Annotated in this window: 12 protein-coding genes; 4 read left to right on the top strand and 8 right to left on the bottom strand. The window is 70.9% G+C overall.

All coding sequences use genetic code 11. From position 1 onward, the window contains the following. Window positions 1-6 precede the first annotated feature (6 nt). Genes ACFYOP_RS27695 through ACFYOP_RS27705 form a run of 3 tightly spaced genes read right to left on the bottom strand, consistent with a single transcriptional unit; the run spans window position 7 to window position 3,112 of the window. A complete protein-coding gene (locus ACFYOP_RS27695; protein ID WP_356897766.1) occupies window positions 7-888 on the bottom strand; it encodes an ABC transporter ATP-binding protein in 882 nt (293 codons plus the stop codon). Then, window positions 885-1,991 carry a FecCD family ABC transporter permease gene (locus ACFYOP_RS27700; protein WP_388453246.1) on the bottom strand — a complete coding sequence of 369 codons (1,107 nt, stop codon included), beginning with the start codon at window positions 1,989-1,991 and terminating at the stop codon, window positions 885-887. Before ACFYOP_RS27700 ends, ACFYOP_RS27695 begins: the two co-directional genes overlap by 4 nt. A gap of 53 nt (window positions 1,992-2,044) precedes the next feature. Further along, window positions 2,045-3,112: a FecCD family ABC transporter permease gene (locus ACFYOP_RS27705; protein WP_388453167.1), complete on the bottom strand. Its 1,068-nt coding sequence runs from the start codon at window positions 3,110-3,112 to the stop codon at window positions 2,045-2,047. A 229-nt stretch (window positions 3,113-3,341) separates the two neighbouring features. Here ACFYOP_RS27705 and ACFYOP_RS27710 point away from each other — a divergent pair, with 229 nt between their 5' ends. Together ACFYOP_RS27710 and ACFYOP_RS27715 are read left to right on the top strand one after the other, a co-directional pair. Then, entirely contained in the window at window positions 3,342-5,054 is a 1,713-nt protein-coding gene (locus ACFYOP_RS27710) for an ABC transporter ATP-binding protein (protein ID WP_356897763.1), read from the top strand. A 23-nt stretch (window positions 5,055-5,077) separates the two neighbouring features. Then, on the top strand, window positions 5,078-6,889 hold the full coding sequence (locus ACFYOP_RS27715; RefSeq protein WP_356897781.1) for an ABC transporter ATP-binding protein: 1,812 nt from the start codon (window positions 5,078-5,080) through the stop codon (window positions 6,887-6,889). 55 nt (window positions 6,890-6,944) lie between these two features. On the opposite strand, the gene ACFYOP_RS27720 is transcribed toward ACFYOP_RS27715, so the two are convergent. From ACFYOP_RS27720 to ACFYOP_RS27740, 5 genes are all read right to left on the bottom strand, one after another. Next, complete coding sequence (locus ACFYOP_RS27720; RefSeq protein WP_356897762.1) at window positions 6,945-7,952, bottom strand: methyltransferase domain-containing protein; 1,008 nt, start codon at window positions 7,950-7,952, stop codon at window positions 6,945-6,947. A 15-nt stretch (window positions 7,953-7,967) separates the two neighbouring features. Next, a complete protein-coding gene (locus tag ACFYOP_RS27725; protein WP_356897761.1) occupies window positions 7,968-8,387 on the bottom strand; it encodes a lasso peptide biosynthesis B2 protein in 420 nt (139 codons plus the stop codon). Further along, the gene (locus tag ACFYOP_RS27730; protein WP_388453173.1) at window positions 8,384-8,671 is read right to left on the bottom strand and encodes a PqqD family protein; all 288 of its coding nucleotides are present in this window, start codon (window positions 8,669-8,671) and stop codon (window positions 8,384-8,386) included. The genes ACFYOP_RS27725 and ACFYOP_RS27730 overlap by 4 nt, the downstream gene beginning before the upstream one ends. Then, a complete protein-coding gene (locus tag ACFYOP_RS27735; RefSeq protein WP_356897760.1) occupies window positions 8,664-10,460 on the bottom strand; it encodes an albusnodin/ikarugamycin family macrolactam cyclase in 1,797 nt (598 codons plus the stop codon). Before ACFYOP_RS27735 ends, ACFYOP_RS27730 begins: the two co-directional genes overlap by 8 nt. Window positions 10,461-10,529: 69 nt before the next feature. After that, window positions 10,530-11,189 (bottom strand): ATP-binding protein, encoded by a 660-nt coding sequence (locus ACFYOP_RS27740; protein ID WP_356897759.1) that lies wholly within the window; start codon window positions 11,187-11,189, stop codon window positions 10,530-10,532. A gap of 182 nt (window positions 11,190-11,371) precedes the next feature. On the opposite strand from ACFYOP_RS27740, the gene ACFYOP_RS27745 reads away from it, so the two are divergent. Further along, on the top strand, window positions 11,372-12,538 hold the full coding sequence (locus ACFYOP_RS27745) for a helix-turn-helix transcriptional regulator (RefSeq protein WP_356897758.1): 1,167 nt from the start codon (window positions 11,372-11,374) through the stop codon (window positions 12,536-12,538). Beyond that, the gene (locus ACFYOP_RS27750; RefSeq protein ID WP_356897757.1) at window positions 12,535-13,275 is read left to right on the top strand and encodes a 5-formyltetrahydrofolate cyclo-ligase; all 741 of its coding nucleotides are present in this window, start codon (window positions 12,535-12,537) and stop codon (window positions 13,273-13,275) included. Before ACFYOP_RS27745 ends, ACFYOP_RS27750 begins: the two co-directional genes overlap by 4 nt. Window positions 13,276-13,295: the final 20 nt, after the last annotated feature.

Genomic DNA, 13,295 nt, shown 5'->3' on the forward strand with positions numbered 1-13,295 from the left:
CCGTCTCTAGGAGGTCTCGGCCAGCACGGCGCCGGCGGTTTCCGCGCCCCGCCGGTCGCGCGCGCCGGCCTGCGCCTCGTACCGCCGGGGCGCGGCGGGCACCATCAGCGGCGTGCCGGTCTCGGGGTCCTCGATGATCCGGCACGGCAGTCCGAACACGTCCTCGACCAGCTCGGCGGTCATCACCTTCGCCGGGTCGCCCTCCGCCGCGACGGTGCCGCCGGCCCCCATCACGATGAGGTGGGTGGCGTAGCGGCACGCCTGGTTGAGGTCGTGCAGGACGGCGACGACCGTGTGGCCCTTGCGCGCGTGCAGTCCGGCGCACAGGTCGAGCACCTCGACCTGGTGGGCGATGTCCAGGAACGTGGTGGGCTCGTCCAGCAGCAGGATGGAGGTCTGCTGGGCCAGGACCATGGACAGCCAGACCCGCTGGCGCTGGCCGCCGGAGAGGTCGTCCACGGGCCGGTCGGCGAGCTCCAGCACGCCCGTCTGCCGCATCGCCTCCGTCACGGCCGTCTCGTCCTCGGTGGACCACTGCTTCAGCATCCGCTGGTGCGGGTAGCGGCCGCGGGCCACGAGGTCGCCGACGGTGATGCCGCCGGGCGCGCTCGACGACTGCGGGAGCAGCCCGAGCCGACGGGCGACTTCACGGGAGCGGTACGAGGAGATGGCCTCGCCGTCGAGGTAGACCCGGCCCGTCTTCGGGGTGAGCATCCGTGAGAGCGCCTTGAGCAGGGTCGACTTGCCGCAGGCGTTGGGGCCGATGATCACGGTGAAGGAGTGGTCGGGGATGTCCACGCCGAGCGAGGTGGCCACCGTCCGCTGGTCGTAGCAGAGCGTCAGGTCCTCGGCGCGCAGCCGGGGTGCGGGGGCGTTCGTGTCTGTCATGCGCGGCTCTTTCGCGACTCGGTGATCAGCAGCCAGATGAGGTACAGCCCGCCGATGGTCCCGGTCGCGGTGCCCACGGGCAGGAGCGCGGGCGCGAAGAGGCGCTGCACGACGAGGTCGCTCAGGGCGAGCAGGAGGGCGCCCATGAGGGCGGACGGCACGAGGGCCGGAGCGGACGACCGGGTCAGTCTGCGGGCCAGTTGGGGAGCGGCCAGGGCGATGAACACGATCGGGCCGGCGACCGCGGTGGCGAACGCGGCCAGGGCGACGCTGATGACGAGCAGGGCGGCCCGGGTCCTGGTCACACTGACGCCGAGGGCGGTCGCGATGCCGTCGCCCATCTCCACCATGGACAGGCGCCGGGCGAGGAGGAGGGCGAGCGGGACCAGGACCACGACGGCGAGACCGATGGTGTTCGCGTGGATCCACAGGCGGTTGCCGAGGCTGCCGATCAGCCATGCCTGGGCCTCGAGCGCCTCCTGCCAGCTGGCCCGGGTGATCAGATACGAGTTGGCGGCGAGCAGCAGGGCGCTGACGCCGATGCCGACCACGATCAGCCGGAAGCCCTGCAGTCCCCGGCCCACCATGAGCAGGGAGACGGCCCCGGCGGTGGCGAGGCCGCCGACGAGCGCGCCGAGGGCGATCTGGGTCATGCTGCCGTTCAGCACGACGATGACGACGAGCGCGCCGGTGGCCGAGCCGTTGGTGAAGCCGATGATGTCGGGGCTGCCCAGCGCGTTGCCGGTCAGGCTCTGCAGGATGGCGCCGCTGACGGCGAGGGCGGCGCCGACGCACACGGCCGTCAGCAGCCGGGGCATACGCAGGGTGTTGACGATGAAGTCGGCGGCGCCGGAGCCGTTGCCGAAGAGGGCCTGGAGGACCTCGCCGACGGAGAGTTCGAAGTCGCCGGTGGTCAGGGCGATGCCCATGACGAGGACGAGCAGGGCGCCCAGGACGACCGTGACGGCCAGGGCGCGGCCCTGGACGCGCAGGGAGAACCCGCCCCTGCGGGTGCGGACGACGACCCCGGTGACCACTCGCGGGGTCGTGCGCGCTTTCTGTCCGGCAGCCACCGCGTCGCCCTCCGCCCGCACGGCGCTCACCTCGTCCCGCTCCGCGCGCACGGCGCTCACCGCGTCTCCTCCCCGTACGGCGCTCACAGCATGACCAGCTTCCGGCGGCGGCACAGCGCGATGAACAGCGGGGCGCCGAGGAACGCGGTGACGATGCCGACCTGGATCTCGCCCGGGGAGCCGAGGACCCGTCCGAGCACGTCGGCGCCGATCAGCAGGACGGGCGCGAGCAGCATCGAGTACGCCAGCATCCAGCGCTGGTCGGGTCCCACCACGAACCGGGCGATGTGCGGAACGACCAGGCCCACGAAGCCGATCGGGCCGGCCGCGGCCGTCGCCGCGCCGCACAGGAGCATCACGGCGACGGCGCCGAGCACCCGGGTCCGGCCGACGTTCACACCCAGGGCCCGTCCCATCTGATCGCCCATGGCCAGGGCGTTGAGGGAGGGAGCGAGGCCGAGCGCGAGGAGCAGTCCCACGGCGACGAAGGGCAGGGCGACGAGCACCATGTCCATGTCCCGGCCCGCGAGCGAGCCGACGGTCCAGAACCGGAACTGGTCGAAGGCGCGCGGATTGAGCAGCAGCACCGCGGAGTTGAAGGCCATGAGGACCGCCGTCACCGCCGCTCCCGCGACGACGAGCCGGTCCGGTGTGGCCAGCGTGCGGCCCGAGGCGCCGAGGACGTAGACGAGCACCGACGCCGCCGCCGCGCCGAGGAACGCGAACCACACATAGCCGAGCGCCGTGGCGACGCCGAAGAAGGCGATGGCCACGACGACTCCGGTGGACGCTCCGAGACTGACGCCGAGCAGCCCCGGGTCGGCGAGCGGGTTGCGGGTCAGCGACTGCATGAGCGCGCCGGACAGCCCGAGGCCCATCCCGACGAGCAGCGCGAGCAGGGTCCTGGGGATCCGGTACTCATGGATGATGACCGACGCCTGCGAGCCGTCGGGCTCCCACAGCACGCTCCACGTCGAGGTGAACGGGATGCCCCGGGTGCCCACCCATACGCTGAGCAGCCCGACGAGGAGCAGGGCGGCCAGCGTCACGAGCAGGCCCAGGCCGCGCAGCGCGGCCGCGGACCGGCGGACCCTGGGCGCGGCCGGGCCGTCTTCCGCTCCGGTGGGCGCCGCCCGGGTTTCGACCGACAACGACAACTCCCCCTGGCGGCGACTCGAGGACGAGACAGCACATGTGATGGCACAACAGACAGCAGCGACTTAGGTGAGCCTAACCGAATCCGCGCGGCACGGTCAACGCACGGTCCACGCGCGCTCAGGGCGACCATGACGGCGCCCACCCGGGCCGGCGGCGGCCTTGGCAGCCCGCCCGATTAGAGTAGGCTTACCTAACTAATCGATGTCGTCGCGGAGGTACCGCATGCCCCTGGGGGGACCGCACGAGGAGGGTCCGACGGGGGGCCTCGTCCTCCGCAGAACGATCAGGGGCCAGCGCCGGCAGGTCGTCGGGGCGTCACTCCTCGGCATGGGCCACCAGGCGTGCGAGGCGCTCGTCCCCGTCGTGATAGGCGTCATCATCGACCGGGCGGTTTCCACCGGTTCATCCGAAGCTCTGCTGCGCTGGCTGATCGTCCTCGCCGTCCTCTTCCTCGTCCTGTCCACGTGCTACCGGACCGCCGCGAGGATCACCGACGGCGCGGGCGAACGCGCCGCGCACCGGCTCCGCGTCGACCTCGGCACCCGGGTGCTCGACCCCCGCGGCGGCGCCGACACCGGACGGCTGCCGGGCGCGCTCACGGCCGTCGCCACCGGTGACGCGACGCGCGTCGGAGCCGTCGCGGCCGCCGTGCCGTACGCGATCTCGGCGCTCACCGGACTGGTCGTCAGCGCCGTGGCACTGCTCCGCGTCTCGGTGCCGCTCGGCCTGCTCGTCCTGCTCGGCGTCCCTCCCCTGCTGTGGCTCGGCCACCGGATCAGCCGCCCCCTCGAAGCGCGCAGCGAGATCGAGCAGGAGCGCGCCGCGCACGCCTCCGGTGTCGCCGCCGACCTCGTCGCGGGCCTGCGGGTGCTGAAGGGTATCGGGGCGGAGGGCGCCGCCGTGTCCCGCTACCGGCGCACCAGCCGCGACTCCCTGGGCGCCGCGCTGCGGGCCGCGAGCAGCCGGGCCTGGCACGACGGCGCGATCCTCGCCCTCACCGGAATCTTCATCGCGGTCATCGGCCTCGCCGGGGCCCATCTGGCCATGCGCGGCTCGATCAGCGTGGGTGAACTGGTGGCGGCCGTCGGACTCGCGCAGTACCTCCTCGGGCCGTTCCAGCTCCTCACGTACGTCAACGGCGAGTTGGCGCTCGGCCGCGCCTCCGCCGACCGGATCGCCGAGGTGCTCGCCTCGCCGCCCGTCGTCACGGCGGGCCGGACCGTGGTGGGCGGTCCCGTCGCCGGCCGGGTCCGGCTGCGCGGCCTGGGACACGGCGCGCTGCGCGGCGTCGACCTCGACATCGCTCCCGGCTCCGTCCTCGGCGTCGTCGCCGGGGACCCGGCGGCGGCGCACGACCTGCTGCTCTGCCTCGGGCGCGAACTCGACCCGGCGGAAGGGGCCGTGGAGCTCGACGGCGTACCGCTGACCGAGCTGGACCCCGAGAGCGCCCGCCGCGCGATCCTCGTCGCCCACCACGACGCCGACCTGTTCGAGGGCAGCCTGCTCGACAACGTACGGGCGGGATCCGGCGCCTTGGAGGCCGACCTCGCGCCCGCCCTGGCCGCGGCCACCGCCGACGACGTCGCGCGGGCACTGCCCCAGGGGACGGCCACCGTCCTCGCCGAGCGCGGCCGTTCGCTGTCCGGCGGCCAACGCCAGCGTGTCGCCCTGGCCCGGGCGCTCGCCGCCGACCCGCCGGTGCTCGTCGTCCACGACCCGACGACCGCGGTCGACACCGTCACCGAGTCGCGTATCGCCGCCCGCCTGCGAAAGCTGCGCGACGGCCGTACGACGATCCTCGTCACCACCAGTCCCGCGCTGCTCGCCGCGACCGACCGGGTGGTGCTGCTCGACGGCGGCGCGGTCGCCGCCGAGGGCAGCCACCCCGGACTCGTCGCCTCCCACGAGGCGTACCGCGCGGCGGTGCTGGCATGACCCTGAACGACGAAGGACGCGAGATGACCGAGCTCCGCACGGCGGACGGCGACGACGACCGCGGTGATCGTGCCCTGCTGCCCACGGCGACCGGCGCGCAGACCTTCGCCGCCGTCCGGGCGCTGCTGCGGGGCCACCGGCTGCTGACCGTGCTCGCGGTCACCGTGCTCGTCACCGGCACCGGCATCGGCCTGCTCACCGCCCCGCTGCTCGGACGCATCGTCGACCTCGTCGCCGATCAGCGCGGCGCGGGCGCGCTGACCGGGCCGATGGTGGTGCTGCTGGTGGTGGCCGTGGCCCGCGGCGTGGCGACCGCGATCGGCCACTCCCTCGTCGCCCGTCTCGGCGAGAGCGTCCTCGCGGACCTGCGCGAGCGGTTCGTCGGACGGGCGCTGCGCCTGCCCCTGGAGCGGGTCGAGCAGGCCGGCTCCGGCGATCTGACCTCGCGGGTGACCGGCGACGTCACCATCATCGCGAAGGCGGTACGCCAGGCCCTGCCCGAGTTCGCCGCGGCCCTGCTCACCATCGCGCTGACCCTCGTCGGACTCGCCGTACTGGACTGGCGCTTCCTGCTCGCCGTCCTGCTGGCCGTGCCGGTGCACGTCCTGACGGTCCGCTGGTACATCCCGCGCGCCTCTACGGTGTACGCCCGGCACCGGGTGGCGAACGGCGCGCTGCAGCACCAGCTCCTCGACAGCGTCGGCGGCGTGCGCACCGTGCGCGCGTTCCGGCTCACCGGCAGCCACGCGCAGGCGCTGGAACGGCGCTCCGGCGACGCCGTCGAACTGGCGCTGCGCGGCATCCGGCTGGTCTCCGGCTTCTTCTCCCGCCTCAACGCGGGCGAGTTCATCGGCCTGACCGGGGTCCTGGTCACGGGCTTCTTCCTGGTGGACAACGGCTCCGTGAGCATCGGCACGGCGACCGCGGCCGCGCTGTACTTCCACAGCCTCTTCAACCCGATCAACGCCGCGCTCTTCCTCATCGACGACGCACAGTCCGCGGGCGCGAGCCTCGCCCGCCTGGTCGGGGTGTCGAACCTGCCCGTCGAGCCCGACCCGGACCCGGCCGCCGCGGCGAAGCCGGTGGACGGCTCGGTCAAGGTCACCGCGCTCAGCCACGCGTACGTCGACGGCCACCCGGTCCTGAGCGACGTGGACCTGGAGGTCCGCAGCGGCGAACGGGTCGCCCTGGTGGGCGCGAGCGGCGCCGGGAAGACCACCCTGGCGAAGCTGGTCGCGGGCGTCCACGAGGCGTCCGCCGGTTCGATCGTGCTCGGCGGCGTCGAGGCCCGCGAGCTGGGCCCGGCCGGCGTCCGGCGCGCGGTGACGCTCATCAGCCAGGAGGTCCACGTCTTCGCCGGCCCGCTGGCCGAGGACCTGCGGCTCGCCCGCCCCGAGGCCACGGACGAGGAACTGCGCGCGGCGCTGGAGCGGGTGGAGGCCCTTCAGTGGGTCGACGCGCTCCCGGAAGGGCTCGCGACCGTGGTCGGCGAGGGCGGCCACCGGCTCACGGTGACCCAGGCCCAGCACCTGGCCCTGGCCCGCCTCGTCCTGGCGGACCCGCCGATCGCCATCCTCGACGAGGCGACCGCCGACGCGGGCAGCGCCGGCGCCCGCGTCCTGGAGTCGGCCGCCGTCCGCGCCCTGGAGGGCCGCACGGGCCTGATGGTGGCCCACCGCCTCCCCCAGGCCGCCTCCGCGGACCGCGTCGTCGTCCTCGACCAGGGCCGCGTCGTCGAAACCGGCACCCACGACGAACTCGTCGCGGCGGGCGGCCGCTACGCCGCACTGTGGTCGGCCTGGTCGGCCAGCCGCCGGGACGGGCCGCGGGCGTGAGGCGGCGGGGCCCGCTCGCGGCGGGCGGCGGGCGGCAGACGGGCGCACGGCCACGCTAGCGGCGGGTGACGCGGGCCTGCCAGACGTCCCCCTCGCGGATGAGGCCGGCAGGCAGCTCATGGGTACGGAGGGCTCCCTCTTCCTGCCACTGGTAGACTAAGGCACGCAGCCCTGCGAGGGCTGGAGACCCGGCCTGGTCGGCGATGAGGTGCTCGCCTGTGACAAGGGCGGCGTGGGCGGTTCCGTCCGGGGACAGGGACCCGATGCCGATGCCGGTGCCCGAATCGAGCGTCGCTTCGAGCAGACCGTCCGGCGCGGTGGCGATGAGCCAGTTCTTCAAGTGGAAGTATTCGGGCACCGGCGCTGGGGTGAGCTCGGTGTACGGCCTTTCCGACAAGACCGTGAGCATCGAGGCCGCAGCCTTTTGCGCGCCTGCTCCGAGGGCAGTGAGCGAGAGTTCGGGCCGTTGTGAGTCGACGGCGCGGGAGACGGCGTACACCGTGCGGGTCGCCACCATGGGCGTGTATCCGCCGTGGTGGATCTCGACCCGGCGCGGCTCGTGCTGTCCGTCTACAGTCACGCGGGCAATCGCGTAGGCCCCTGGCAGGTCGGCGATGCGTACGCCGCAGAGCAGAGTGCCGCCGGGCTTCAGTTGCGCCAGCCAGGAGTGAGGGATGGCCGGTGGGGTGGTACCGGCGAGGATGCGGTCGTACGGGGCGCTCGGCATATGGCCCAGGAGCCCGTCGTCGACGACGACGTCGACCTTGTATCCGTACTCGGCGTAAAGAGCTGCGGCACGCTGGGCGAGCCCGGGATCGATCTCGACAGCAGTGACGTGCCCCTCCGGGCCCGCCAGGTGGGCGACAAGTGCGGCCGAGAGGCCCGAGCCAATGCCGATGTCCATGACGTTCGCACCGGGATGGACGTCGAGCATCTGCAGATGGCGATGGGTGACAGCGGCCGGAGTGCAGGGGCGGACGGCGCGGCCGTCGACGCCGTGAAACTGCTCGGCGGGCACCGCGTCGATGGCTCGCTGCAGGGCGGGGGTTGTGGCGTCGGACATCGGTCGATCCTTCGGTCAGATACGGAGTGTGAGCTGGAAAGGGCTGTCAGGGGTGTCGGGTTCTCCTACTGGCCGGGCCGACGCTTCGATCCAGGCGTGGGACTCGCACGGGTCGAAGCGGCAGCCAATGCACCAGTTGACAGATCTCCCGTGCATGGCCGAGTCGAGGAAGGCGGCCAGGGACATCTCCAGACAGGCGGCGCGGCTCGGGAAGAACCGGCCGGCCCAGTCACGTGCAGCAACCGTCTTCGCAGCTTCCGCCGCCGAAGCATGGCGTCGGGTGCATCGCTTGGCGACGCGGGCGAAGATGAGGGTGAGGCGCAGCGGAAACGCCTGCACCAGCACCGTGGCCAGGGCGAGTGACGCCACGGCTGTGAAACGGTCGGGCAGCGGTGGGCAGTCGGTCCGTGCGGGTACGGCCATAGGGATGCTCAACGGTGCCACCTCCAGCGGCTGGGAGTGCGCATCATGCGCCGCTCGTAGAGCTGTTGGGCGAGGGACCGCATATCTGTACGCACCTGTTCGGGATCGGCTCCGAAGTAGGCAGCAACCGCATCAGCGGCTTCATCGGCGGGAGTTCCCTCGGACAGGTGGCGCCACCAGAGTGCGCCGGAGCAGTTGAGTGCGTACCAGCGGCCTCGGCCGCGTACGTCGAGGAGCATTCCGCCGCTCTCTGTGATCGTGGCGTACACAGTGGAAGCCGGCCGGAGATCAGACATGGGAGACCTTGGGTTCTGTGACGACGTTGTGTCTCGTACGGTGCTGGCGCAGCCAGAGTTCGGTGGCGATGAGAGATTCGAAGGCAGCCAGCCTTCCGGGGACGCCGACGGCGAGACGGTCCAGTTCGTTGCGTACGGCATCAGCATCGATCCATCCCTCGGTGACCAGTTCGCTACCAGCCAGAAGCTCGCGCAGGACGGTGGTGTGACGTCGGATTCCGGAGTACGCATTGCCGTCGTACGCGCCTTTGGTCCGGCGCTCCAGGAGCCATCCGGGTACGAGGCCGTGGAGGGCGGCGCCGAGCAGTGGCTTCTGACGTGTGATGGAGGCACGGGCGGTCACGGGTACGGCCATCGCAGCGCGGACAACAGCGTTGTCGAGGTAGGGAGCGTGATGCGGCAGGCCCAGTGCGTGCGCCTGATTACGCAGTTCCGCTTCGTACGTGCCGAATTCGCGCAGTTCTGCCCAGGCCCGGTGGCTGCTGGTGAGATGTCGCGGTACCGTACAACGCTCGCCGGCAGTGACGGCAAGCGCCGACAGGTATCGGCGTGCTTCGGGAGTGAGCCAGGCACGGAGACCAGAGGCTCTCATCCAGTGGAGCCGTGCCGGTGGTTCAGGGCGATGTACGGCCGGGTCGGTGGCGAGGTCTCGGGCAAGGTGCCGTAATGCGGTGGCGTGGGTGGTGCGGCTCAGCCGTGCGCCCGCAGCGACGACCGCGTAAACCGGCTGGTGCCGCAGTCTGGCACGGGCCAGGGAGTGATGGATCAGGACCGACAGCTCGCCGGAGCGGGCCAGGTCCGCGAGATATGAAGGGGCAGCCGCCAGCAGGGTGTCGGCCCCGGAGCCGGTGAGGTGGACATCGCTGCCGTGCTCGACGCACGGGCGCTGGTAGGCGGCGCGCATGCGCCAACGAGCCGCATCGGGAAACGGCTGATCTGTGGGCGGGGCATCCGGCAGCCCGGCGAAGAACAGGCCTGCGGGGTCATTGACGAGCACGTGATGCAGCCTCGGCCGGCCCTCGGCAGCTCGTCGGGCGTAGACGGCGTCTTCGTTGTTGCTGGTCGCGTCCGCATCGGTGACGGCGAAGGCGTCGCAGCGAGCCGTGTCCGTGGCGAGGAGTGCCAACGATGTGGAGTCGAGCCCGCCGGAAAAGTCGGCTGTGAGCTTTCCAGCCGCTCGCGCTCGGCTGGTGACCGCAGTGACCAGAGCCGCGCGCAGTTCACTCGCAGCCTCGGTGAAGCCGAGTGTGCCCGGTTGCTCGTACTCATGGATCGAGTGCCTGCCCTGTCGGTCGATGACCAAGGCGTGGCAGCCGGGCAGCCGCCGGATGCCCGCGAACGCAGTGGTGTTCTCAGTGATTTCGGGAACGGTGGGACACACCAGGCGCGCGGTGATCGATGCATGGTCCACGGTCGCTCCGACACGATGGGCGAGTGCCCGAGCCGAAGTGGACCAGTGCGTACGGCCCTGCACCACCGCGAAGTACACCGCACGTGTCCCGGCCACATCGGTGATGACGACCGACAGACAGCCGTCGTCGGCCACCACCCAATGGCTGCCCGGCCATTGGGTCAGCCTGGACCACTGTCCCGAGCGGACAGCGCCGAGTCCATGACGAAGCTGTTGGTCATCGGCGTAGCAGTTGCCGACGACGGCCAAGCGGACCGTACCTTCACAGACGACTCGGCATGCGGTGCCACAGGGTGTGCCGTGCACGGTGGGTGCCTGATCACCCGACCAGAGCCGTGATGTGCGGGTCGGCCACCCGGGGCTGTCGAGGTGGAACATGCCTCCCCTTCCAGGAGTTGGCGCGTGCTGGACGGAGCCGGATGCCCCGCCCAGCAGCCTTGGGGATGCCTACTCGAAGTAGCGGCCCTTGTCGGCGCTGTCCTCGGCGTACTTGCCGAGTGTCACCTTCGACAGCACGTCCAACTCGATGAGCTGAGGAGCGATGTAGCCGCCCGGTGCTTCGGTGTTCTGCTCTTCTGTCACGTGGTCGATCATCTGTGGATCCCTTCGTCGTTTGGATGAACCGCCGCTGCCAGGCACCGAGCAGTGACCGGATGCCAGAGCGGACATCTCGAACAGGTGATGTATGCACGGCGCGGGCTGAGTCTTGAACTCGGCCCACACCGCCTGGGACGGCCCGGCTTCATCGACGCCCCAGGCGTCCGCACTCTCCGCGACCAGGAACAGACCTCGTCCGGTGTCGCTGATGTCGTCCGGCGCTCGCAGCCGGGGAACCGCGGTGCCGGCGTCGTGCACTTCCACACGCATGACGCGACCGCCGATGGACAGCACCACGAGGAAGCCGCTGCTCCCATCGCTGCCGTGCTGCACGGCGTTCGTGGCGAGTTCCGAGACGCACAGCCGGATGTCGTCGTGCCGATCGGCCATTCCCCAGTCGGTCAGCGTTGCCGTGGCGAACTCCCGCGCCGCAGGCACCGAGGCTGGCTCGCAGTCGTACGCCCGCTGCCTCGACAGTGGCTGCCAGGGCACACGATCCTCCGATGTCATGGCCGCTCCGTTTCCAGGTGAAGCCCTCATTCGTCCGGTGGTCCCAACGAAACCGCCGTCCACGACCACGCACCAGAGCAGAAGTGCTGCACGAACGCGGCATCCATGACGCACAGCAGGGCACTGCCTGTGGCGTTCCCGTTCTTCGCGAGCCGCCTTTGATTCCGTGGGATACTTGGCCCATGGCGTTGAAACGGCACGGTTTCGCGCGCCGCCGCCGCGCGGTGGGCTTTACACAGGAGAGCCTGGCCGAGGCAATGAACGTGGAGCGTTCCACCGTCTCGCGGTGGGAATCGGGGAGGGTGTCCCCCCAGCCGTACATCAGGCCGCGGCTCGCTGCCGTTCTGCAGGTGAGCGTCCAGGAACTGAGTGACCTGCTGGCAGTAGTCACCGAGGACGAAGCCCCAAGCAGCGAACGGACCCGGTACGCGATGCGGCACCCCGTGCGGGTCGACCTGGTCACGGTCGCTCAACTGAGGCAAGGGATGCAGGTCCTGGCGGACCGCTACGACCGGATGCCTTCTGCCACCTTGCTGGCGCAGGCCGGACAGCACGTAAGTCAAGTGGCGTTCCTTGCAGGTGAAGCGCCGTCAGGCCGTGTGCAGCGCGAGATGCGCGGCCTGCAGGCGGAGGCATCCACGTTCATGGGGCAGCTCGTCTGGGACGCCTCTCAGCGGCACGACCACAGCACGGCCCGGTGGTACTACGCCCAGGGCCTTGAAGTGGCTCGCCATCTTCGTGACCCGGCTGCGGAGGGCCACGCCCTCTTACGCACCTGCTATGTGGCGCTCTATGGGGCCGACGACTACCGGGAAGGCCTCGATCTCGCTCTGGAGACCGCCCGGACGACGCGATGCACCAGCCATGCACTCACTGGTCTCGCCATGTTGCACGCAGCCGAGGCACACGCCCTGCTCGGAGAAAGCCTCGAATGCGAGCGAGCGCTGGCGGGAGCCGAGCGGCACCTTGAGGAGGCCGACAGCTCGGATGCCGCTTACGATCTCCTGTCTCCCACTCACTTCGGCCGACTGGCGGGCTCCTGCTACCTGACCCTCGGCGACTACCGGACAGCTCAGCGCCTCCTGGAGCAGACAGCGGCGGAGTTGCAGGATCGGCACAAGTCCCGATCGATCGTCCTGGGCAACCTCGCACTGTCCCTGATCCGCGAGGGTCAGCTCGACGCCGCGTTGGCCAGCTTCGCGGACGCGGTGGACGGACTGCACGGCACACGCGGAGGCGGTGGCATGAAGATCATCTTTCGTGCTGCCCGCGAGCTGCGCCCCTGGCGAAGTGAGCCGGCGGTGCAGGAAGCTCAGGACCGGCTCATGGCACTGATGGAAGCAGCGTGAAGGGCGGCGGGGTGCGCACACAGGTCGATCACGAGAAGCAGCGGGTACGGGAACGCGTATGGGACCTGCTCGACGCTGCCCATGCCACCCACGACAGCTCGGCACACGGGCGCATTCCGAATTTCAAGGAGTCCCAAGCGGCTGCGGACCGTCTTGCGGGGCTGCCTCAGTGGGCCGCTTCACGGGTCGTCAAGGCTGTGCCCGACAAGGCACAGCTTCCGGTGCGCGCTCGTGCGCTCGCCGACGGCAAAACCGTGTTCATGGCCGTGCCAAAGCTGGCCGATCCATGTCCCTTCTATCTGCTGGACCCGGCAGAGCTGCCTGTTCCGCCCGCACAAGCGGCATCGAGCAAGGTCGCCGCGAACGTTGCTCCGAAGATCCACGTCGAGTCGATGAAGCCGGTCGACATGGTGGTGGTCGGGAGTGTCGCCGTGAACCGTGCCGGGGTCCGGATCGGCAAGGGGGCCGGCTATTCCGACCTGGAGTTCGCCTTCCTGATGGAAGCCGGACTCATCACCCCAGAGACGGTCGTGGTGACAACGGTCCACGCCCTGCAAGTCGTCGACGAGGAACTGCCCGCGACAGCACATGACTTCAGCGTCGACCTGATTGTCACCCAGGACGAGGTCATCGTCTGCCAGGGCGCCAAGCGCCCGGCCGGGCTCATTTGGGAAGATCTGGACGCCGACAAGATCGCTTCCATCCCCGCCCTGGCGGCTCGCGCACGTGGCCGCTGACCACGGGGCGCGGCCACGGG

It is taken from the genome of Streptomyces sp. NPDC006294 (assembly GCF_042870895.1).
Taxonomy (GTDB): domain Bacteria; phylum Actinomycetota; class Actinomycetes; order Streptomycetales; family Streptomycetaceae; genus Streptomyces.